Below are 23822 nucleotides of genomic sequence, written 5' to 3'. Positions count from 1 at the left end.
TTAATTTTTTAGTAATTAAATCCTGTTGAGTGTTACAGCACTTGGCAGGATATTTTGTTTATATATATTGGTAAGAATTTAGGGTTAGAAATTCTTCAAATTCATCAGAAATAATCAAATCATTAAACAATGTAAATGCTAAAGAAAATTTTGTGTTTTCCAAACTTCCTTGTCTTGCTTCAGTCATTATTTTTTTTGTTTCACTTTTAAAAATTTCTAGATATAACTCCTTATTAAAAAGTCGACCATCTTCCAACGTAACCCCATGTTTTAACCATTGCCAAATTTGTGTTCTAGATATTTCAGCTGTTGCAGCATCTTCCATTAGATTATATAAGGCCACTGCTCCATTTCCTCTAAGCCAAGCTTCTAAATACAATATCCCAACATTAATGTTTTTGCGAATACCTTGTTCTGTTATAGTGCCAGTTGGCACTTCAATTAATTGCTGCTCTGTAACAACCAAATCTTCTAGTTTTTTATGGATCTGATTAGGTGTAGGCATATATTTATCAAACTCATTTAATGCTACTTCTACCAAACCAGGATGTGCAACCCAGGTACCGTCATGACCATTTTTAGCCTCAAGTTCTTTGTCTAATCTCACTTTTTCTATGGCTTCTTCATTAGCTTTAAGATCTCCCTTAATAGGAATCTGAGCTGCCATTCCTCCCATGGCATGAATCCCTCTCTTATGGCATCTTTGGATTACCAACTTAGAATAAGCACTCATAAAAGGAGCTTTCATTGTTACCTGATCTCTATTTGGAACTACAAAGTTTGAATGATTTCTAAACTTTTTTATATATGAAAATATGTAATCCCAACGCCCACAATTAAGACCAACCATATGATTCCTTAATTCATATATAATTTCATCTAATTGAAAACTGGCTGTAATGGTTTCTATTAATACCGTTGTTTTAAATGTTCCTTTTGGAATATCTAAATAGTCCTGAGCAAAATCAAATACCTCATTCCACCAACGCGCTTCTAAATAATGCTCTAGCTTTGGTAAGTAGAAATATGGTGCAGTTCCTTTTTCTAATAATGTTTTTGAGTTATGAAATACATAAAGCCCAAAATCTACCAAACTGCCCGAGATTTCCTCACCGTTTATTAATATATGGCGTTCATTAAGATGTAAGCCTCTAGGCCTTACCATAAGAACCGCTGTTTTTTCTTTTATCTCGTATGATTTCCCTTTGGCTTTATCATAATAAGAAATAGTTCCTTTGTTAGCATCTCTTAAATTATATTGCCCTTCGATGCAGTTTTTCCATGAAGGCGAATTACTATCTTCAAAATCTGCCATAAACGTTTTTGCGCCAGAATTTAAAGCATTAATAACCATTTTGCGCTCCACAGGCCCCGTAATTTCGACACGTCTATCCAATAAATCAGATGGTATTTTAGACGCTGTCCAATCGGCTTCTCTAATGACTTTTGTTTCATTAGGGAATTGAGGAGTTGATCCTTCATCAAACAATTTCTGGTGAAGCTTGCGGTTATTTAATAATTTTAATCGCTTTTCATTAAAGTTTTCATGTAAAGCTGATAAAAATGCTTTTGCATCTTCAGTCAGTATCTCTGGATATGACTCTTTAGATTTTATGAAAACCTTTAATTCTTCTTTAATTTCAGCTGTGTTATTCATAAGTAATTGATTTTTATACGCCAATGATAAAACAAATATTTTAAAAAAACAAGCGAACGTTCGCTAAAACGATGAAATTCACATAAAATAGTTTATTCGCAAATTATGTTATCTTTGAAAGCAATTATGAAAGAATACTATATTTACTAATATGCAAGAAGATTATATTAAACTTATATTTGGCTTAAAGCTAAAGCAGATACGGACTGAAAGGAATTTATCCTTGTTTGGGTTGTCTAAACTTTCAGGATTATCAAAGTCGTATTTAAATGAAATTGAAAATGGCAAAAAATATCCAAAACCTGATAAAATTGTAATCCTTTCTGAAAAATTAGATGTACCATATGACCAAATGGTGTCTTTAAAATTGGATAAAAATTTAGCACCAATTGGAGATTTGTTGAAATCTAAAATATTAAAAGAGATACCATTAGAACTTTTTGGAATTAAAGAAAGCAATTTAATAGATATTGTTGCTAATGCACCTGCTAAAGTAAATGCATTTATTAGTACCATTATTGAAATCGCCCAACATTATAATTTTAGTAGAGAGAGCTTCTTTCTTGCTTCGGTTCGTTCCTTTCAGGAAGCAAATAATAATTATTTTGAAGATTTAGAGCAAAGTGTTTTGACGTTTTCTAAAGCGTATCAAATAGATTTGAATCAAACCATTACATCTAAAGATTTAGAGGACATATTGATTGAAGAATACGGTTACGTTATTAAAGAAAATGAATTGAGTAAATATGAGGCTTTAGGTAATTTGCGTTCTGTTTATGTGCCTAAAACCAAAACACTCTTGTTGGTAAATGACATTGATGAAGCCCAACGCACCTTTATTTATGCTAAAGAATTGGCTTGTAATTTTTTAGAGATTAAAGAGCGTTTATATACGTTTCCTTGGATTAAGTTTGAAACTTTTGATCAAGTTCTCAATAACTTTTATGCCTCTTATTTTGCAGGTGCTTTAATTATACCTCATGCAAAAATTAAAGTTCAGTTAAGCGGAATTTTTGAAAAAAAGAATTTTGATGTAGCCTTATTTCTGAAATCTATTAAAGCTTTTAATGCATCACCAGAATCTTTCTATCAAAGGTTAACTAATATTTTGCCTAAAGAATTTAATATTCAAAACTTGTTTTTTTTAAGATTTACTCACCAAGCTGAAAGTAACAAGTTTCACCTTAAAAAGGAGTTGCATCTTTCGCATCAACATTCACCTCATGCTAATGAAAATAGTGAGCATTATTGTAGACGCTGGGTGTCTTTAAAGGTATTAAAAGATATAAGTAAAAGTAAAAAGGAGCATGAATTTGATATTCAAATTTCTAATTACCCCAATGATGGTATGAAATATTTAGTATTGTCTTCCGCAACTAAAGATCCTTTTAAAGAAAATCATTATCGTAGTATAAGTGTTGGTTTACTAATTGATAGACAATTACAACGCAAGCTTAATTTTTTAGCAGACCCAAAAATTAAAACTCAAGAGGTTGGTGTAACCTGCCAACGTTGTGCAATAAAAGACTGTTTAGTTAGGCAGGCTCCTTCAGTTATTTTAGATATAGATGCAAAAAACAAAAAAACAGAAATGATAGTAGAAGAATTAAATAATAAGTTTAGCACCTAAATGTACTAAAACCTAAAGATAAAGTTCCCTTTCAAAGAACCTTATCGATTGTTAAAGGTAGTTAGTGGGAGATTTTCAAAAAATTAAGTAAACTCTTATTCTGGAAACTTAGCTCGAATCTCATCCAAACACAAATTATGAATACTTCCAGCATGGGTATGTTGTTTTGAAGTATCAGGAACATAAGTACCATCTTGTACTTGTCCACCAATTTTTTGATAGGCTTCTCTAAAACTTTGACCTTCTACAACCAAAGTATTGATATTATCAACAGTAAAAAGGTATTTATACAAATCACTATTCACATCTACATCTTTCACAATAATTTGCTGAATAGAATAATTAAAAATATCCAAAATATCTTTAAGTTCTTCAAAAGCGGCAATCATATTTTCTTTTAACAACTGAAAATCTCTGTGGTAACCACTTGGTAAATTATTGGTTATTAAAATCATTTCAGATTGTAATGCTTGAATCTTGTTACACTTCCCACGAATCAATTCAAATACATCTGGGTTTTTCTTATGTGGCATAATGCTGCTTCCGGTTGTTAATTCATCAGGAAAGGATAAAAACCCAAAATTCTGACTCATATACAAACACACATCCATTGCAAAACGAGATAATGTATTACATAAACCACCTAATGCTGCTGCAATAGTTCGCTCGTTTTTACCGCGCCCCATTTGTGCAGCTACTACATTGTATTTTAAAGTAGCAAACCCCATCTCTTTGGTAGTTAATTCTCTATCTATTGGAAACGAGCTTCCGTAACCTGCTGCCGAACCTAATGGGTTTTGGTCCACCGTTTTAATTGCCGCATCTAATAGAAATACATCATCAATCATGAGTTCTGCATAGGCAGAAAACCACAATCCAAAAGAAGATGGCATGGCAACTTGCAGATGCGTATAACCCGGTAACACTTTATCTTTATACGTTTCAGCTAAACCTAAAAGCGTTTCAAAAAGCGTTTTTGTTTTTTCTTTTACAATCCCTAAATGGTCTTTGTAATATAAATTGCAAGCCACTAAAACTTGATCGTTTCTTGAACGTGCGGTGTGGATTTTTTTCCCAACTTCACCTAAAGACTTCGTCAATTCAAATTCTATTTTAGAATGCACATCTTCAAATTGCTCATCTATGACGAACGTACCATCTTCAATTTGTGTTTCTAATGTTTTTAAACCTCTGAGCAAATCAACCAATTCTTCAACAGTAATAATACCGATTTTTTGAAGCATTTTTGCATGTGCTTTTGATGCAATAACATCGTACTTTGCAATGTGAATATCAATTTCTCGGTCGTTTCCAACAGTAAATTGTTCTATCTTTTTATCCATTGATATGCCTTTGTCCCAGAGTTTCATACTTAATACTTTTTTTCATTTCCGCGAAGGCGGAAATCTTTTTAATCTTAACTAATCTTTTAATTCTTAAAATTTAGAATAAAGAGAAAAGACCGCTTCGCTTTTAGAACAAAGACTTTAATTAAACTTCAATCAAATCTCTTTTCTTGTTTCTCTATTCTTGATTCTTTTATAAAACGTTTTCCAACAGTTCTATATATATTTTAATACCTTCTTCAATCTCATTCATATAAATAAATTCATCTGCTGAATGCGATCGTGTACTATCTCCTGGTCCTAATTTCAAACTCGGACAAGTCAATACCGCTTGGTCTGATAATGTTGGAGACCCACAAGTGCTTCTTCCCATAGCAATACCCGCTTTTACCAAATCGTGATCTACAGGAATTGACGATGAGTTTAAACGCAAACTACGTGGTGTAATACTCGTAACCGGTGCTTTTTCTTTTAAAATTTGAGCAACTTCTGTATTGCTATACGCATCGTTTACGCGAACATCAATTACCAAATCAACATGACCAGGCACCACATTATGCTGTGAACCTGCACTAATTTGAGTAACCGTTAATTTAACATCGCCTAAAGCCTCAGAGCCTTTTTTAAACTTAAACCCTTTAAACCATTGCAAGACGCCAATACTATTATAAATGGCATTATTATCGTTTGGATGTGCTGCATGACTTGGTGTACCTTCTATCACGGCATCAAAAACAACCAATCCTTTTTCGGCAACAGCAAGATTCATTAAAGTTGGTTCGCCAACTATGGCAACATCTACTTTTGGAATTATAGGAATCATACTATTTAATCCATTTGAACCACTGCTTTCTTCTTCCGCGGAAGCGACCATAACCAAATTATACTTTAAATTTTCTTGATTATAGAAATGCGTAAACGTCGCAATTAAGGATACTAAACAACCGCCTGCATCATTACTTCCTAAACCGAATAATTTGCCATCTTCTACAAAGGCATTAAATGGATCGTTAGTATATGCTGAATTTGGTTTTACAGTATCGTGATGCGAGTTTAATAATAGTGTTGGTTTGCTAGAATCAAAATGTTTATTGACAGCCCAGACATTATTTTTAGTACGCTTGAAATCTATATCATAACGCGTAAACCAATCTTCAATATGCAATGCTGTAACATGTTCTTCAGAAGAAAAAGATTGTGTTTCTATCAGCTTTTTTAAAAGTGATATGGCATCATTTGTTAAGTCTTGTATCGCCATATTATAAAGTAATTGTAGTGAAATTATCGTTTGCTTGGGTTAACATTGAAGTGTTTCCCATATTTATATTGTTCACACCATTTTTCAAGGCATCAAAACAATTTTCTAATTTAGGCAACATGCCATCAGCAATAATACCCTGTTCTAGTAGCTCTTTATAGAGTTTTGAATCTATATGCTTCACTACAGAATTCTTATCATTTATATCTCTTAAAACACCATTTAATTCAAAACAATAATAAATTGATGTTTCATAAAGATTACTCATTCCAACCGCTACTTGCGATGTTATAGTATCTGCATTGGTGTTTAACAATTGTCCATTTCCATCATGCGTAATAGCACAAAAAACAGGTGTGAAATCGGCTTGAATTAATTTATCGATTGAATTATGAGCCACTTCTTTTACATCACCTACAAAACCAAAATCTATCTCTTTAACTGGTCGCCTATCAGATTTGATACTATTTACATCTGCACCCGTTAATCCAATAGCATCTGTGTTTAAGGCTTGCAATTTTGCAACCACATTCTTATTAACCAAACCACCGTAAACCATGGTAATCACTTCTAAGGTTTCAGCATCAGTAATGCGTCTGCCTTTTATCATTTTAGATTCTATTCCTAATTTTGAAGCCATATGAGTTGCTCGTTTTCCACCGCCATGTACTAAAATTTTCTTTCCTTCTAAGTTAGAAAATAATTTTAGAAAAGCATTCAAAGACTCTTCATCTTCAATAATGTTTCCTCCTATTTTTACTATGGATAGTTTTTCCATTCCTCTCCCTCCGCCCTCTCCAAAGGAGAGGGGACTTTTTAAATTAGTTTAATTTTTCTAATATCTTTTTAAGTACCAATTGCGCTGCATAGGTTCTGTTATTAGCTTGCTCAATCACCAACGAACTATCGCTATCTAAAACCGCATCTTCAACAACAACGTTTCGTCTTACTGGTAAACAATGCATGAATTTAGCATCACCTAGTTTTTCCTTAGTTATCATCCAATTCGGGTCTGTATTTAATACTTTACCGTAACTTCCATAAGAACTCCAGTTTTTGGTATAAACAAAATCGGCATCCTTAAAGGCGTCATTTTGGTTATGGTAAATTGGTGTATCTCTAGTAATTTTCGGATTTAAATCATAGCCTTCAGGATTCGTAATCACGAATTCCACATCCATTTTTTGCATGGCTTGAACAAAACTATTTCCAACAGCATGTGGCAAAGCTTTTATATGTGGCGCCCAACTTAAAACTACTTTTGGCCGTTTCACTTTTGCATGTTCCGAAATTGTTATGGCATCGGTCAATCCTTGTAATGGATGCCCCGTTGCGCTTTCCATATTCACAATAGGAACAGAAGCATATTTTGTAAACGACTTTAAAACATGTTCACTTTCATCTTTAACTTTATCAGTTAAGGAAGGAAATGCTCTCACCGTAATAATATCGCAATATTGCGAAACCACGGCTGCGGCTTCTTTAATATGTTCTGCGGTGTTACCATTCATAATGGTACCATCACCGAACTCAATACCCCAAGCATCGCCAGAAACATTCATCACTATTGGGTTCATTCCCAAATTCAGAGCTGCTTTTTGTGTACTTAAACGCGTACGCAAACTAGAATTAAAGAATAATAATCCTAAGGTTTTGTTTTTCCCTAACTCAATATGCTTAAGCGGATTTGCCTTTAATTGTTTTGCTTCTTCAACCCAAGCATTAATGTTGTCTATATCGTTTATGGAGGTATAATTCATCTTCTACTTTATTTTGGTAAACGGCACCTTATTTTCCATAGCATTCACTATAAAATTATCTTCCAAACCATTTACAATCCATGTTTCTATATTCGCCTGCTTAGTTACCGAAGCAGCTTCAATTTTTGATTGCATGCCTCCACTTCCATGTGAAGATTTAGAATTAACCACTTGTTCGCGCAATGCATCAAAGTCTGTAACTTCTTCAATAGTTTTCGGCACATCATCATTGATAGACGCTTTGGTATAAATCCCGTTTGTATTGGTTGCAATCACAAATAAATCAACCTCTAGCAAAGATGCTGTTAATGCAGCTAGTTTATCATTATCACCAAATTTAATTTCATCTGTAGCTACCGTATCATTTTCATTAATAATTGGAATATAGTTATTGTTTACTAATACTTTTATGGTATTCATGATGTTGATTCTACTCTCTTCCTTTTCAAAATCTGAATAAGACAATAAACATTGAGAACTCAACAAGCCATATTCTCTAAAAATTTCTTGATAGATACGAATTAAATGTGGCTGACCAATAGATGCCAATGCTTGTTTTACAAATACCTCTTCCTGCTTGCTCTCCAATTTCACAAACTGTTTTGCCACTGCGATAGCGCCAGAACTCACAATAATAAACTCACAAGTATCTTTGAGTTTTGCAATTTGATTTGCTATATCCTCAATCTTACCTCTAGAAATATTATCGGTTTCTTTGGTTAGCGTATTAGAACCTATTTTTAGTAAAATGCGTTTTTTCTTCATTATTTAAAACTTCATCCGCTTATTTTTCAAATGCCCATTATGGGCTGCATGCTATCGTATTTGTCCGTTTCCGTGAACATACCATTTATTAGTTACCAAATGCTGTAAACCTATTGGTCCGCGTTGGTGTAACTTATCTGTACTTATCGCTAATTCGCCACCCAAACCTAATTGTCCACCGTCTGTAAATCGAGTAGATGCGTTATGATAAACGGCTGCTGTATCAACATTTTCCATAAACAATTTAGCTTCGGCTTCATCTCTTGTAATTATAGCTGAAGAATGTCCCCCAGAATATGTATTGATTTTAGCAATGGCATCGGCATTCGATGCTATTTCACCAATAACGATTTTATAATCTAAAAACTCTTCATACCAAATATCATCAGATTCGAAGGCACTAATTTCATCAAACTGACATGTTGCTTCATCACCTAAAATCTCGATATCAGATGCTTTCAATTTAGAAATCAACCTTTTAATAAAATCAATTTTATTATGTAGATTTTTATCAATTAACACTTTATCTACTGCATTACATGCTGATATTTTTGATTTTCCATTCATAATAACATTTAAAGCGATATCTAAATCGGCGTTTTCATGCACGTACACAAAATTGTTTCCTCGTCCGCTAATAATCACGGGGCAAGTAGCATGCTCTTTGACAAAAGCAATTAAACGCTCACCACCACGAGGTACAATTAAATCTACTTTTTGAGTTGGTTTTTCTAAAAAGGCTTGCGTTTCTGTTCTATTGAATTGTAAATATTCTACCCAATCTGTAGAAGCGTTATTTGCTTTTAAGGCTTCGTGCCATAACGCTACAATTTTCAAGTTTGAACGTAATGACTCTTTTCCGCCTTTAAGTAATATTTTATTTCCTGATTTAAAAGCTATTCCTGCAGCTTCAACTGTTACATCTGGTCTAGATTCGTAAATAATTAAAACCGCTCCAAATGATGCTGTTTTATTATATACTTGCATACCATTATCATGCTTAAAACTAAAACGCTCCACACCTACAGGATCATCTTGCGATGCCAAATGTGTTACTGCTTTAATCATTTCATCAACTTTAGAATCATCAACTTTCAAACGGTCAAACATCGAAATATCATCGCCTTTATAGGCTTCTAAATCCGTTTTATTAATACTGATTATCGCTTCACGTTCTCGTTCTAAAAGCACTGCCATTTTCAGCAATACTGCATTTCTAGTTTCTATGGAAAGTAGTGTATTCATTTTTTATTCAATGCTTATTTCAACTTCAGCTAATGCTTCAATTAATGCCTCAAAAAACATATTAATATGCTCTTTTTCAACGGTTAATGGCGGTAATATTCTCAATAATTTTTTATTTGATGCACCACCCGTAAAAATATGATGGTCGTAAATTAGTTTTTTTCTAAGGTCGCCAACTTCAAAATCAAATTCTAAACCAAGCATTAATCCGCGTCCCTTAATATTTTTGACCTGTGGAATAGTTTCAGCAATTTTAATAAAGTACTCAGACATCACATTAACATTATCCATCAATTTTTGCTCCTCAATAACATTTAAAACCGATAAGCCCGCTGCACATGCTAAATGATTACCACCAAAAGTAGTCCCTAACATCCCAAATTTTGCTTTAATATCTGGATGAATTAAAATGCCGCCAATAGGAAAACCATTACCCATTCCTTTAGCAATAGCAATGATATCTGGCGTTACATCATAATGCTGAAACGCAAAGAATTTACCAGAACGCCCGTAACCAGATTGAACCTCATCCGCTATAAACATGCTGTTATTGGCTTTACATAAAGCATCAACTTGCTCAAAAAATTCGGAAGTTGCTTGATCTAATCCTCCAACACCTTGAATAAATTCAACAATGACAGCACAGACATCACCTTTTTCCAATTCAGCTTTTACACCTGAAATATCATTCAATTTCAGAATCGTTACTTGCTGTTGCGCATTTATAGGCGCTATAATATTTGGGTTATCCGTAGCTGCTACTGCCGCCGATGTACGCCCGTGAAATCCATTTTTAAAGGCCACCACTCTAGATTTACCCGTTTTAAAAGATGCTAATTTTAAGGCATTTTCATTAGCTTCTGCTCCCGAATTACATAAAAATAACTCGTAGTCTTTACACTCAGAAAGTGCTTCTAACTTATCAGCTAATTCCTTTTGCAAAGGATTTTGAATGGCGTTAGAATAAAAACCAAGTTTAGCTACTTGCTCTGAAACTGCTTCAACATATTTAGGATGCGCATGCCCAATAGAAATCACCGCATGCCCACCGTAAAGGTCTAGATATTCGGTGCCTTCATCATCATAAACATAAACCCCTTTTCCTGAAACTGGCGTTACATCATACAACGGATATACATTAAATAGCGGCATTTTAACTAGTTTTTATTTGGTTAATTTTTTCAAACGATGCGTTAATTCCTTTTATTAAAGAAGAACTCAATCCTTGATGCTCCATTTCATTTAAACCTTCAATAGTACATCCACTAGGTGTGGTTACACGGTCTATTTCTTCTTCAGGATGTTTTCCCGATTCCTTCAATAATGAAGCAGCGCCAAAACAAGTTTGCATTGCCAGTTGGTGAGCTTCATGCGCTTCAAAACCTAATTGAATAGCGCCTTGCGTTGTTGCGCGAATTAATCGCATCCAAAAAGCAATTCCGCTTGCACAAATAACGGTTGCTGCCTGTAATTGCTCTTCAGGAATTTCCATAGAACTTCCTAAACTGTTAAAAATAGTTTTGGCAAATTCAACTTTTTCTCTGCCTCTTTCATTTGCAGAAAGACAAGTCATTGATTGTCCTACAGACGCTGCCGTATTTGGCATGGCGCGAATTATATGGTGCTTTCCTCCTATTATATTTTCTATTTTAGCAATAGAAAAACCTGTAATTACAGAAATAATAATTTGCTCTTTTTTGAGTATATATTTCAAATCTTCTAAAATTCTACTCAAATGTCTTGGTTGTACTGCAAAAATAATAATATCAGAATTTTTAACAGCCTCTTCATTATCTGAAGTTAAAATAACCTTATTAAATCTCTTAAATTTTATAAGAGAACTTGTATTTCTTTTCGTTAAATACAAAGAATTCACCACTTTATTCGTCAATAATCCTTTTGCAATAGACTGTCCTAAACTCCCTGCTCCAATAATTGCTACTTTCATAATTATACTTTTTTTCATTCCCTCGAAGGAGGAAATCTGTTTTATTATTTTGGCGTTACCACAAGGGTCGCGCTTTACACTATATCTTTTTTTCGTGCCTCAAAAAAGGATGCCGTTTCAATCGCTAACGCGCCACTCTTGCCCTAAATCCTCCCCTAACCCCTCCGAAGGAGGGGAACACTTACTCGAACTAATTATTTTTCAATCCTGTCAGGTTTTTAAAATCTGACAGGTCTAAGCAATACTAATCCACAATCTATTCCTCACCTTTGGCGAGGCTAGAAGTACGACCCCTTCAATCCTAATCCGGTCGTTTCCTCTAAACCAAACATCAAATTCATGTTCTGAACGGCTTGTCCTGAAGCACCTTTCAATAAATTATCAATCACACTTGAAATTAATAATTTGCCATTGTGTTTATGCAAATGCACTAAACATTTATTGGTATTCACCACTTGTTTCATGTGTAAAACCTCATCTGATACAAACGTGAATTTAGCAGCTGCGTAAAACGACTTATAAATGTCTTTTGCTTCTTCAATAGAACCTTCAAAATCAGTATAAATCGTTGCAAAAATACCTCTTGAAAAATTTCCGCGATTTGGCATAAAAATAATTTCAGAAGAAAAATCATTTTGTAATTGATTTACCGATTGATTAATTTCTCCTAAATGCTGATGCGTAAACGGTTTATAATACGAAAAATTATTGTCTCTCCACGTATAATGTGTTGTTGCAGATAACGATGTTCCTGCTCCTGTTGCACCTGTCACTGCATTAACATGCACATCTTTATTAAGCAACCCTTTATCTGCTAAAGGTAATAACCCTAACTGAATGGCAGTTGCAAAACATCCAGGATTTGCTATATACTTTGCGTTCTTGATGTCTTCTCTTTGTAATTCTGGCAAACCATAAACAAAGGTTTTTCCTTTAAAATTTTTATCAGCTTCTAATCTAAAATCATTTCCTAAATCGATAATTTTAGTATTATCAGAAAATGTATTTGCAGATAAAAATTTAACCGAATTACCATGACCTAAACACAAAAACAATACATCAACATCTGGATTTACTGTATCTGTAAACTTCAAATCTAAAGACCCAACTAAATCTTGGTGTACCTTACTAATTTTGTTTCCTGCATTACTTGTACTAAAAACGAAATCAATCTCAGTTTCAGGATGGTTGATTAATAATCTAATCAATTCACCAGCTGTGTAACCTGCGCCTCCTATAATTCCAACGTGTATCATATTAATGAATTTACTTGTTGATATATTTTGTTTTGATTTCCTAGAATTTTGATAAACCCTTTGGCTTCATCAGCAGTCCAAGCTTTATTTTCTTCCCCATAACTTCCAAACTTTGCGCTCATTAAATCATGTTTTGAAACAATCCCATCTAATGAAAAATGATACGGTTTTAGCGTAACAGTAACATCACCAGTAACCATATCTTGACTACTTTGTAAGAACGCTTCAATGTTACGCATTACAGGATCCAAATACTGCCCTTCATGCAAATGCATCCCATAGAAACTAGACAAATATTCTTTGTGCTGTAATTGCCATTTAGTCAATGTATGCTTTTCTAACAAATGGTGTGCTTTGATAGTAATTAATGCTGCTGCTGCTTCAAAACCAACACGTCCTTTAATCCCAACAATAGTATCACCAACATGAATATCTCTACCTATAGCATAAGGCGAAGCTAAATTATTTAAAACTTCAATATTAATTTCAGGATCGTTTTCTATACCGTTTACAGCAACCAATTCACCTTTTGCAAAAGTTAGTTTTACTTTTTCGTCTTCGGCATGTTTTAATTGCGATGGGTAGGCTTCATCTGGTAATGGTTTTTCCGATTCTAAAGTTTCTAAACCTCCAACACTTGTTCCCCAAAGTCCTTTATTAACTGAATACTTAGCTTTATCCCAAGACATATCAATACCGTTCTCTTTTAGGTAATCAATCTCTTGTTGTCTGGTTAATTTTCCATCTCTAATCGGCGTAATAATTTTAATATTTGGCGCCAAGGTTTGAAAAATCATATCAAAACGAACTTGATCGTTTCCAGCGCCTGTACTACCATGCGCAATATATTCTGCATCAATACTTTTGGCATACTCAACTATTTCAATGGCTTGAATAATGCGCTCTGCACTCACAGATAACGGATATGTATTGTTTTTTAATACATTTCCAAAAACCAAATACTTCACTACTTTTTTATAAAAAGTAGTTACTGCATCAATATTCTTGTAAGTTGAAACACCCATTTTATAAGCGTTACTTTCTATATGTCCAATTTCTTCTTTTGTAAAGCCTCCAGTATTCACACTTACTGCATGTACATCATACTCTTTCGATAAACTAACTGCGCAATATGAAGTATCTAATCCACCGCTATATGCTATAACTAATTTTTTCATTTTTTATCTTTTTTTAAAAACATGGTTTCTTTAATATGCTTCAATCTTTTAAAAACCTTTTCTTTTACCTTAATTTTTTCTTCTATTTGTTTCGCTTTAGGATCATATAACATTCCCGTACACAAACACATTTTTCTATTAGTTCGAGTTAATACATCGTAGTTTTGACAGGTTTGACAACCATCCCAAAAGGTTTGATCATCCGTTAATTCAGAAAATGTAACTGGTTTGTACCCCAAATCACTATTCAATTTCATAACGGGTAACCCTGTTGTAATACTAAACACCTTAGCATCTGGGAACTTATTTCTAGAATGTTGAAAAATTTTGTGTTTTATTCTTTTTGCCAATCCTTTTCCTCTGTAATCAGGGTGTACAATAAGTCCCGAATTAGCAACAAACTTACCATGCCCCCATTTTTCGATGTAACAAAACCCTGCAAATTTATCACCATCTAAAGCAATAACCGCATTACCATTCTCCATCTTAGAAGAAATATACTCTGGGGTACGTTTAGCAATACCTGTACCTCTAACTTGCGCAGAATCAGCAATAGTATTGCAAATGGCTTCTGCGTATTTAATATGTGATTTATCGGCTATGACAACCTTCATTTCCCTATTTTTATTTTATGTCTATTATTCTAATTTTTCTTGAAAGCTGAACTGGACTCACCTAGTTCAATAACATTATTATATACCCTTACGGGCGACGAGGAAAAATACGGCGTATAAAAGTATTGTTAATTAAAGAATTAACTGATTTTTGAAATACTATGGAAATAAATTTGGACACTATGAAAAAATTAAAATTACGTTTTGGTTTTGCTTATAGATAAGATTAGAAGCGGCGGCGAAAGCGCACGGGAAACCCGGGAACTGAACAACGTATTTTATTTTTTGAATTTTTCATAATGTAAAACTAAAATTTTATTTCATAAATGCCTAATAAAGACTTAGTTTTTGATAAGAATTACAGATATCTCGTTTTATCTAGGTTTTTATTTTAAAAAATGTAATAATCAGAAGTGTTGACAAAAAAATGCACACCAAATGTGTGCATTTCATATTTAAATTTTGCAAAGATATCTTCTCAAATGTTTATTTAAAATTCAATTGAATAAAATAGAAACAGCTTTTACTCTACGATAAACTTACCTTTCATTATAGCATAATGCCCCGGGAAACTGCATAAAAAATCATAAGTCCCTTTTTCGGGAGCATCAAACTCCACAACGGCTGTTTCACCTCCACCAATAACTTTGGTGAATGCTATGACATCATCAGTACCAGTAGGGATATAGCTATTATCTTTTTCTACCCCTGCTTTGTTTCCAAACATCATGATATCAACACCTTGTTTTAGTAAAACAAAATTATGTCCCATAACATTCTTATCCATTTTACCAATATGCTTTAAGGTGATTTTTACTTTTTTGCCCGCCTTAACTTTAATTTCTTTTTTATTGAACTGCATAGCATCGTTAGATGTAATAACCACATCATTAGGATCACTTTTAGCTTTGTTAGAAACCTCAGTGTTCTTATCATAACTAAACCCTTCTTGTTTCTTTTGATCTTTTCCACCGCAACTGATTAAGGAAATTGAAAAAACCACTAGAATTATAACTTTAATTGCTTTCATATTAATATAAAATGAATAGATTTTGTCTATAATATATAATCTGTACTGATGAAATTTGATGTTTTCTTTTCTAACAACTCTTCTAAAATAGCATTGTTGTATTCATTATCCTTTGATGCCACAAATGTTCTTATTGAAAATGAACGTAAAGCGTCGTGAACACTCAACGTACCAAATGCGGAATCTTTTCTTCCTGTAAAAGGGTAAACATCTGGCCCACGTTGACAAGAACTATTTAAATTAACACGGCAAACAAGGTTTACCAAAGTATCAATTAGCGGAGATAAGGTGTGTATATTTTTACCAAACAAACTTACTTGCTGTCCGTAATTAGATTCTGCCATATCATCTAAGGGTTCTTCTATATCAGAGAACGTAACAACAGGCACTACTGGACCAAATTGTTCTTCTTGAAATACACGCATATCCTTAGTTACTGGGTATAAAACTGCTGGGAAAATAAAATTCTCTGTAGTTTCTCCTCCTTTTTTATTCAAAATTTTAGCACCCTTTTCTTTAGCATCGTCAATCAATTCTTGAATATATGCTGGTTTATCTTCTTCCGGAAGTGGTGTTAATTTAGCCCCTTCCACCCATGGATTTCCAAACTTGAGCTGATCTACTTTATAAGCGAATCTTCTATTAAATTCTTCCACAATAGATTCATGAACATACAAAACTTTTAATGCTGTACAACGTTGCCCATTAAAAGACAAGGTTCCAGCAATACATTCATCAACCGCAGAATCTAAATCGGCATCTGGCAATACAATTGCTGGGTTTTTAGCCTCTAAACCTAAAACCATTCTAAGTCTGTTTCCTTTTGGATGTTGAGATTGCAAAGCATTAGCAGATTTACTATTTCCAATTAAAGCCAAAACATCAATTTTTCCAGACTTCATAATCGGTGTTGCCAAAACGCGACCACGACCGTAAACAATATTCACTACACCCTCCGGAAAACTACTTTGAAAAGCTTCTAATAGAGGAGATATTAATAAAACTCCAAGTTTTGCTGGTTTGAAAATAACAGGATTACCCATGATTAATGCTGGAATCAACAACGTAAACGTTTCATTTAATGGATAATTATAAGGTCCTAAACATAAAACGACTCCTAAAGGGCCACGACGAATGTGTGCATAAACTCCAGAGTTTTTTTCAAACTTAGCCGAATCTCTATCTATTTGTTTATAAGCTTCAATGGTATCATAAATGTAATCAACTGTTCTATCAAATTCTTTCTCAGAATCAGGCAAGTTTTTCCCGATTTCCCACATCAATAGTTTTACGACTTCTTCTCGCTTAGTTTTCATTTGTTCAACAAACGATTCCATGCAAGCTATTCTATCGCCAACTTTCATTGTTGGCCATAGTCCTTTCCCTTTATCATAAGCTGAAATTGCAGAATCTAGAACTTCTATAGCTTCTTTTTCGCCAAGTTGAGGAATAGTTCCTAAAAGTGTTTGCTTATATTTTAAAGTAGAAGAAATAGTTGAATATACTTCAGCCGTTTCACCTTCCCAATGTCGCAACTCGCCATTTACGAGATATGTTTTTTGGTGTAAAAGCGATTCAATCTTATAAGCTTCTGGAATTTCTGTAAAAGGATGTTTCATGAATTTATATTTGAAGTGACACTAATTACTTCAAAATAACAAAAAACAATTCTAAAACCCCTTCTGTATCTCAATTAACTAACTGTTTTACGACGCAAACGTTTTCGAGGAATTGAATGTTTTTAAGAAATATAAAAACAGAATATTATACTTAAAATGAAGTTACTGTAATGAAAAAACCTGTCAAAATGATAACATCTGACAGGTTTGAACAAAATATAGTTTAGTTTAGTTGTGCTTGTGATTATACTATTGGCTTCATAGCCGTCATAGATGATCTTAAAAACTCACCCACTTTTTCAACTGGATGATTTCTTAAAGCTGCATTTACTTCAATAAGTTTTGCGTTATCAACTCCATTACCGTTATCTTTAGCAAAAGGCTTTCCTATAACATCTGTTTTGATATTTTTCATGAAATCTGTTAATAAAGGCTTACAAGCATGATCGAATAAATAACATCCGTACTCAGCTGTATCAGAAATCACACTATTCATTTCATATAATTTCTTTCGTGCAATGGTGTTAGCTATAAGCGGTGTTTCGTGCAATGATTCGTAGTATGCAGAAGCATCGATAATTCCAGAATCTGTCATCGCTTCAAAAGCTAATTCCACACCTGCTCTTACCATAGCAATCATCAATACGCCATTATCATAATATTCTTGCTCTGAGATTTCAACATTTCCAGCTGGTGTTTTTTCAAACGCAGTTTCTGCAGTTGCAGCTCTCCAACCTAACAAATCTTTATCATCATTAGCCCAATCTGCCATCATACCAGCAGAGAAACGACCTTCAATTATATCATCCATATGCTTTTGGAATAATGGACGCATGATATCTTTTAACTCTTCTGATAATTCAAAAGCTTTTATTTTTGCTGTGTTAGAAAGACGATCCATCATATTAGTTACACCACCATATTTCAGACCTTCTGTAACAGTTTCCCAACCGTACTGAATTAATTTTGAAGCATAACCAGAATCAATGCCTTCTTCAACCATTTTATCAAAACAAAGGATAGAACCCGTTTGTAACAATCCACAAAGAATCGTTTGCTCTCCCATTAAATCAGACTTAACCTCAGCTATAAAAGACGATGCTAATACACCTGCTTTATCTCCCCCCGTGGCTACGGCATAAGCTTTTGCTTGTGCCCAACCTTTTCCTTCAGGATCATTTTCTTCGTGCACTGCTATTAATGTTGGCACACCAAAACCACGCTTATATTCTTCACGAACCTCAGTTCCTGGACACTTTGGCGCAACCATAATTACAGTAAGATCTTCACGTACTTGTGTACCTTCTTCAACAATATTAAAACCATGAGAATAAGATAATGTTGCTCCTTTTTTCATCAAAGGCATCACCGCTTTCACGACACTTGTATGCTGCTTGTCTGGTGTTAAATTCAATACCAAATCAGCTGTTGGAATTAACTCTTGGTAGGTACCAACATTAAAACCATTTTCAGAAGCATTTACAAAAGATTGACGCTTTTCTGCAATTGCAGCATCGCGCAATGTATAAGAAATATCTAAACCAGAATCTCTCATATTTAACCCTTGGTTTAATCCTTGAGCACCACATCCTACTATAACTATTTTTTTACCTTTTAATACGTTTACTCCATCTGTAAATTCTGAAGCATCCATAAATCTACACTTCGATAATTGATTTAATTTATCTCTTAGCGATAGTGTGTTAAAATAATTTCCCATTTTATATTTAATTGTTATTATTGATTATTGAATGCTGTTAGCATTTCTGATATTTTCATTTGTTCCTTAGTGACTGCAATTCTACCTGAACGCACAAATTGCATAATTCCGAATACATTCAAATCTCGTCGTAAAGATTCTATTTCGTTTCGTCGTCCAGATTTTTCTAAAACAAAAAACTCTTTGTTTACAGTTACTATTGTTGTGTTACTCTCTTTAATTATATTCTGAATTTGAGGCTCATTAAACAACAAATCAGATTTAATCTTGAACATGCAAGACTCCGTAAATATGGTTTCGTCTTCAGTGTGATAATAAGCTCTTATCGTTTCAACTTGCTTTTCAATTTGTTTAACAATTTTACATGCATTCGATTCGGTCATGTCTACAACAATTACAAAACGGTTTACACCATCAATCTCTGATTGAGATGTTGTTAAACTTTCAATATTGATATGTCTTCGCTGAAAAATAGCGGATATACGATTCAATAAACCGATATTATTTTCGGTGTATATTGATATTGTGAATGATTTTATGTCTTCGTTCATTTTACAAAAGATAATAGAGAAAAGATGTTAGAAAAAAGACAGTTCATTGTTTTCTTCTGAATTCTATCTTATATTGATAAGCATCTTTACTCTCTGTTCTATTTTCTTTATTCTATTTTATTTATTTAACTTAAACGTACATCTGAAACCGATGCTCCTGAAGGAATCATTGGAAATACGTTATCTTCTTTTTCTACACAAACTTCTAAGAAATAAGACTCTTTTGAAGCCATCATTTCTTTTACTGCATCAGCCAATTCTTCACGTTTGGTTACTTTCTTAGCTTTTATATAATATCCTTCAGCAATAGCTACGAAATTTGGATTTGTCATTTCCGTAGAAGCGTAACGCTTATCGAAAAATAATTGTTGCCACTGACGAACCATTCCTAAGAACTCATTGTTTAATACGACAATTTTAACAGCTGTTTTTTGCTGAAAAATGGTTCCTAACTCCTGAATATTCATTTGGTAACCTCCATCTCCTATAATGGCAACTACTTCGCGTTCTGGCGCTGCCATTTTAGCTCCTATAGCCGCGGGCAGTGCAAACCCCATTGTGCCTAAACCACCTGATGTAATGTTACTCTTGGTTTGGTTAAACTTCGCATAACGACACGTAATCATTTGATGTTGCCCGACATCTGAAACAATGGCTGCGTTTCCTTTACTTTCAATATTTATTTGTTTTATAACTTCGCCCATAGTCAATCCTTCTTTTGTAGGATTGATATCTCCTTTGATTACTTGTTCAAATTCAATAGCATATAAATCTTTAAATTCTTGTAACCATGATTCGTGCGAGTTTTTGTTTAAAGCATCAAAAAGCATTGCTAAACTTTCTTTTGAATTACCTAAAACAGCAACATCGGTTTTTACATTTTTATCAATTTCCGCAGGGTCAATATCAAAATGAATGATTTTAGCTTGTTTTGCATAGGTATCTAAACTACCCGTAACACGGTCATCAAAACGCATCCCAATAGCAATTAACACATCGCATTCGTTGGTTAATTTATTTGGTGCATAATTACCATGCATACCAACCATACCTATATTTAATCGATGTGACGTTGGTAATGCCGAAGCTCCTAAAATAGTCCACGCCGCAGGAATTCCAGCTTTTTCTATCACCGCCTTAAGTTCTACTTCCGCTTTCCCTAAAATAACACCTTGCCCCCAAACAATCATGGGTTTTTTAGCCTTATTAATTAATTCCGCAGCAGCATTAATAGTTTCTGGATCTGTTTTAGGTATTGGAATATAACTTCTTACACCTTTACATTTTTCGTATTTAAAATCTAACTCCCCGAACTGAGCATCTTTTGTTATGTCCACTAATACAGGTCCTGGTCTTCCGCTTTTAGCAATATAAAATGCTTTAGCTATAGCTCCAGGAATATCTTCCGCTTTTGTTACTTGACAATTCCATTTAGTAACTGGTGTTGAAATACCAACAATATCTGTTTCTTGAAACGCATCACTACCTAATAAGTGCGATGGCACCTGCCCAGTAATACAAACAATTGGAGTTGAATCTATTTGCGCATCGGCAATTCCAGTAATTAAATTAGTTGCCCCTGGTCCAGAAGTTGCCATAGCAACACCAACTTTACCAGATATACGAGCATAACCTTGGGCCGCATGTGCAGCACCTTGTTCATGACGTGTTAATACGTGATGAATTTGATCTCGAAATTTATATAATTCATCATAAACAGGCATAATAGCACCTCCTGGATATCCATAAAGAATATCAACGCCTTCAGCCATCAAACTTCTTACAACAGCTTCGCTACCTGTGATACGTTGTGTTTTTTCTGCCACGTTTTTGGTTTTATTTATTGTTTGAGTTTCTTTCATCTCTCAGTATTTTTTAATACTCTTTCGAGCTTACTCTAATTTTTTTTCTTTTTATAATGACTAACTTTTGGTTATTTAATTATAAGATTCCTGCGTTCGCAGGAATTTTATGCGTCCGTTACACAGCCTTTAGAGGCCGATGAAACCGATTTTGCATATTTATATAATATTCCTTTTTTGTGTTTTAATTCTGGCTGAATCCATTGTGATTTTCTTTCTGCTAATGCTTCATCAGAAAGCAATACATTAATAGAATTATCTTCAGCACTAATTCTAATGTTATCACCAGTTTTCAATAATCCTATGGTGCCACCGTCTTGAGCTTCTGGGGTTATATGCCCAACAACAAAGCCGTGTGTTCCACCAGAAAAACGACCATCTGTAATTAGTGCTACAGATTTCCCTAAACCTGCACCCATTATTAAAGACGTTGGTTTTAACATTTCTGGCATTCCCGGACCTCCTTTTGGACCTACATACCGAATGACGACTACGTCACCTCTTTCAACTTCTCCATTAGAAATCCCAGTATTTGCTGCTTGTTCTCCATCATATACCACTGCCTTCCCTTCAAACAACAAGCCTTCGTTTCCTGATATTTTTGCAACCGAACCCTCAGTGGCTAAGTTCCCATAAAGAATCTGTAGGTTTCCTGAAGATTTTAAAGGGTTATCCTTTGGGTAAATAACATCTTGTTCATTTTCAAACTTAAGTGGCTCAACAGCTGTTAAATTTTCTGCTAAAGTTTTTCCTGTTACCGTCATACAATCGCCATGTAAAAAGCCATTATCTAGTAAATATTTCATTACGGCTGGAGTCCCACCAATACCATGAACATCTTCCATTAAATATTTTCCACTAGGTTTTAAATCGGCTATTAAAGGTGTTCTGTCGCTAACACGTTGAAAATCTTCTAATGTAAAATCAATATCGGCTGCATGTGCAATAGCTAAGAAATGCAATACCGCATTTGTAGAGCCTCCTAAGGCATTTACAAGAGCAATAGCATTCTCTATAGATTTTTTAGAAATAATATCTAATGGTTTTAAATCTAATTCTAAAAGGTTTTTTATAGCTCTAGCTGTTCTTTCACTTTCTGATAATTTATTTGGATTTTCAGCAGGAATTGATGAATTATATGGCAATGCAAAACCCATACATTCTATAGCTGAGGCCATAGTATTTGCTGTATACATCCCGCCACAAGCTCCTGCTCCAGGAACAGCTCTTTTTATAATGTCTTTATATTCTTCTTCATCAATTTCCCCAGCCACTTTTTGACCTAAAGCTTCAAATGCCGAAACAATATTTAACTTTCTTCCTTTATAATTTCCTGATGCAATGGTACCACCATACATCATGATTGACGGACGATTTAAACGCAACATCGCAATAACAGCCCCAGGCATATTTTTGTCACAACCAACAACAGAAACAAGCGCATCATAACTTTGTGCTTGCATTACCGTTTCAATTGAGTCTGCAATAATATCTCGAGACGCTAAAGAATAATTCATACCAGAAGTTCCCATGGAGATACCATCACTAACACCAATAGTATTGAATCCTAAGCCGACTAAATCTGCAATATTACACTCAATTTTCACCTCAGCAGCCAAATTATTTAAATGCATATTACATGGATTCCCGTCATACCCTGTGCTAGCAATACCTACTTGAGCTTTTTGCATGTCTTCATCAGTCAAACCAACGGCGTATAACATGGCTTGCGATGCTGGTTGAGATTCATCCTGTGTTAGCCTTTTACTATGTTTATTAAGTTCTTTCATATTTATTGCAAAATATTTCGCTTATCCTCTATATTGATATTTATTCTATTGCTTTTTTAAGATTTTTAACAAAAATTCTTCAATTTGCATAAAACAAGTTGTCGAAATTAATTTATTAGGGTTTCTTATAGATTAACCTTTACTTTTATAGGTTAAATTCACGACCCATAAAAACTAATTAAAATACTGTTATTCAGTTATTTAAATCATTTTTTTTATGATGTTCAAAAACGAAAAAAAATACATAAAAAAAGCCTTCCAAATTTAGGAAGGCTTTTAAAAGTTATTTTTTAAAATATACCATTCCCTATCGCTGTGAAATAATCACTATGACATTAATAGAAATGATATTTAAAATTTGTTTTTTCATTTTGAATGATGCAAATATTTACAATTAAAATTTAATAACCAACATATCATCGAAAAAAAGAAAAATCAAGGTTCATATTCTTTTATTTTTTTACTTTTGCAAAACAAATAATAGAGGAAAGATTTGACTGATTGCAACCTCTTTGTACTAAACTTATTTCTTCATTATTATCTTTAAAAGATACTGAAGCAAGTTCAGCACAAGCAAAAATGCTAAAGGCAGT

19 protein-coding genes are annotated in these 23822 nt (G+C 33.8%); 1 reads left to right on the top strand and 18 read right to left on the bottom strand.

Going from position 1 to position 23822, the window contains the following annotated elements:
* Window positions 1-58: 58 nt before the first annotated feature.
* Entirely contained in the window at window positions 59-1657 is a 1599-nt protein-coding gene (aceB, locus tag AAC024_RS00405; protein ID WP_339893122.1) for a malate synthase A, read from the bottom strand.
* Between the two features lie 151 nt (window positions 1658-1808).
* Between aceB and AAC024_RS00400 the strand changes: the two genes are divergently transcribed.
* Window positions 1809-3287, top strand: coding sequence for a helix-turn-helix domain-containing protein (locus AAC024_RS00400; protein WP_339893121.1), 1479 nt, complete (start codon window positions 1809-1811; stop codon window positions 3285-3287).
* A 95-nt stretch (window positions 3288-3382) separates the two neighbouring features.
* Here AAC024_RS00400 and argH read toward each other — a convergent pair whose 3' ends face one another.
* From argH to ilvD, 17 genes are all read right to left on the bottom strand, one after another.
* Window positions 3383-4657, bottom strand: a complete 1275-nt coding sequence (argH, locus tag AAC024_RS00395) for an argininosuccinate lyase (protein ID WP_339893119.1) — start codon at window positions 4655-4657, stop codon at window positions 3383-3385.
* A gap of 169 nt (window positions 4658-4826) precedes the next feature.
* Entirely contained in the window at window positions 4827-5891 is a 1065-nt protein-coding gene (locus AAC024_RS00390) for a M20 family metallo-hydrolase (RefSeq protein WP_339893117.1), read from the bottom strand.
* A 1-nt stretch (window position 5892) separates the two neighbouring features.
* Window positions 5893-6669, bottom strand: coding sequence for an acetylglutamate kinase (gene argB / locus AAC024_RS00385; protein ID WP_339893116.1), 777 nt, complete (start codon window positions 6667-6669; stop codon window positions 5893-5895).
* 43 nt (window positions 6670-6712) lie between these two features.
* Window positions 6713-7651, bottom strand: coding sequence for an N-acetylornithine carbamoyltransferase (locus AAC024_RS00380; protein ID WP_339893115.1), 939 nt, complete (start codon window positions 7649-7651; stop codon window positions 6713-6715).
* Window positions 7652-7654: 3 nt separating this feature from the next.
* Window positions 7655-8416, bottom strand: coding sequence for a glutamate 5-kinase (gene proB, locus AAC024_RS00375; protein ID WP_339893113.1), 762 nt, complete (start codon window positions 8414-8416; stop codon window positions 7655-7657).
* Between the two features lie 51 nt (window positions 8417-8467).
* The gene (locus AAC024_RS00370) at window positions 8468-9661 is read right to left on the bottom strand and encodes a glutamate-5-semialdehyde dehydrogenase (RefSeq protein WP_339893111.1); all 1194 of its coding nucleotides are present in this window, start codon (window positions 9659-9661) and stop codon (window positions 8468-8470) included.
* A gap of 3 nt (window positions 9662-9664) precedes the next feature.
* Window positions 9665-10813, bottom strand: a complete 1149-nt coding sequence (locus AAC024_RS00365) for an aminotransferase class III-fold pyridoxal phosphate-dependent enzyme (RefSeq protein WP_339893110.1) — start codon at window positions 10811-10813, stop codon at window positions 9665-9667.
* 1 nt (window position 10814) lies between these two features.
* Window positions 10815-11609 (bottom strand): pyrroline-5-carboxylate reductase, encoded by a 795-nt coding sequence (gene proC, locus AAC024_RS00360; protein ID WP_339893109.1) that lies wholly within the window; start codon window positions 11607-11609, stop codon window positions 10815-10817.
* Window positions 11610-11887: 278 nt separating this feature from the next.
* The gene (argC, locus tag AAC024_RS00355) at window positions 11888-12865 is read right to left on the bottom strand and encodes an N-acetyl-gamma-glutamyl-phosphate reductase (protein WP_339893108.1); all 978 of its coding nucleotides are present in this window, start codon (window positions 12863-12865) and stop codon (window positions 11888-11890) included.
* On the bottom strand, window positions 12862-14043 hold the full coding sequence (locus AAC024_RS00350) for an argininosuccinate synthase domain-containing protein (protein ID WP_339893107.1): 1182 nt from the start codon (window positions 14041-14043) through the stop codon (window positions 12862-12864). The genes argC and AAC024_RS00350 overlap by 4 nt, the downstream gene beginning before the upstream one ends.
* Window positions 14040-14657 carry a GNAT family N-acetyltransferase gene (locus tag AAC024_RS00345; RefSeq protein WP_339893106.1) on the bottom strand — a complete coding sequence of 206 codons (618 nt, stop codon included), beginning with the start codon at window positions 14655-14657 and terminating at the stop codon, window positions 14040-14042. Before AAC024_RS00345 ends, AAC024_RS00350 begins: the two co-directional genes overlap by 4 nt.
* 523 nt (window positions 14658-15180) lie before the next feature.
* Window positions 15181-15687, bottom strand: coding sequence for an azurin (azu, locus tag AAC024_RS00340; protein WP_339893104.1), 507 nt, complete (start codon window positions 15685-15687; stop codon window positions 15181-15183).
* Window positions 15688-15713: 26 nt separating this feature from the next.
* On the bottom strand, window positions 15714-17306 hold the full coding sequence (locus AAC024_RS00335; RefSeq protein WP_339893103.1) for an NADP-dependent glyceraldehyde-3-phosphate dehydrogenase: 1593 nt from the start codon (window positions 17304-17306) through the stop codon (window positions 15714-15716).
* A gap of 244 nt (window positions 17307-17550) precedes the next feature.
* Window positions 17551-19026, bottom strand: a complete 1476-nt coding sequence (gene ilvC, locus AAC024_RS00330; RefSeq protein ID WP_339893102.1) for a ketol-acid reductoisomerase — start codon at window positions 19024-19026, stop codon at window positions 17551-17553.
* Between the two features lie 17 nt (window positions 19027-19043).
* Window positions 19044-19577: an acetolactate synthase small subunit gene (gene ilvN / locus AAC024_RS00325; RefSeq protein ID WP_339893101.1), complete on the bottom strand. Its 534-nt coding sequence runs from the start codon at window positions 19575-19577 to the stop codon at window positions 19044-19046.
* A 125-nt stretch (window positions 19578-19702) separates the two neighbouring features.
* A complete protein-coding gene (gene ilvB, locus AAC024_RS00320; RefSeq protein WP_339893100.1) occupies window positions 19703-21439 on the bottom strand; it encodes a biosynthetic-type acetolactate synthase large subunit in 1737 nt (578 codons plus the stop codon).
* Between the two features lie 107 nt (window positions 21440-21546).
* Window positions 21547-23229, bottom strand: a complete 1683-nt coding sequence (ilvD, locus tag AAC024_RS00315; RefSeq protein ID WP_339893099.1) for a dihydroxy-acid dehydratase — start codon at window positions 23227-23229, stop codon at window positions 21547-21549.
* Between the last annotated feature and the right edge of the window lie 593 nt (window positions 23230-23822).

The organism is uncultured Algibacter sp. (assembly GCF_963976535.1).
Taxonomy (GTDB): domain Bacteria; phylum Bacteroidota; class Bacteroidia; order Flavobacteriales; family Flavobacteriaceae; genus Algibacter_B.
Note: the sequence above shows the minus strand (reverse complement) of the source record. Positions and strands in the feature narration are given on the sequence as shown.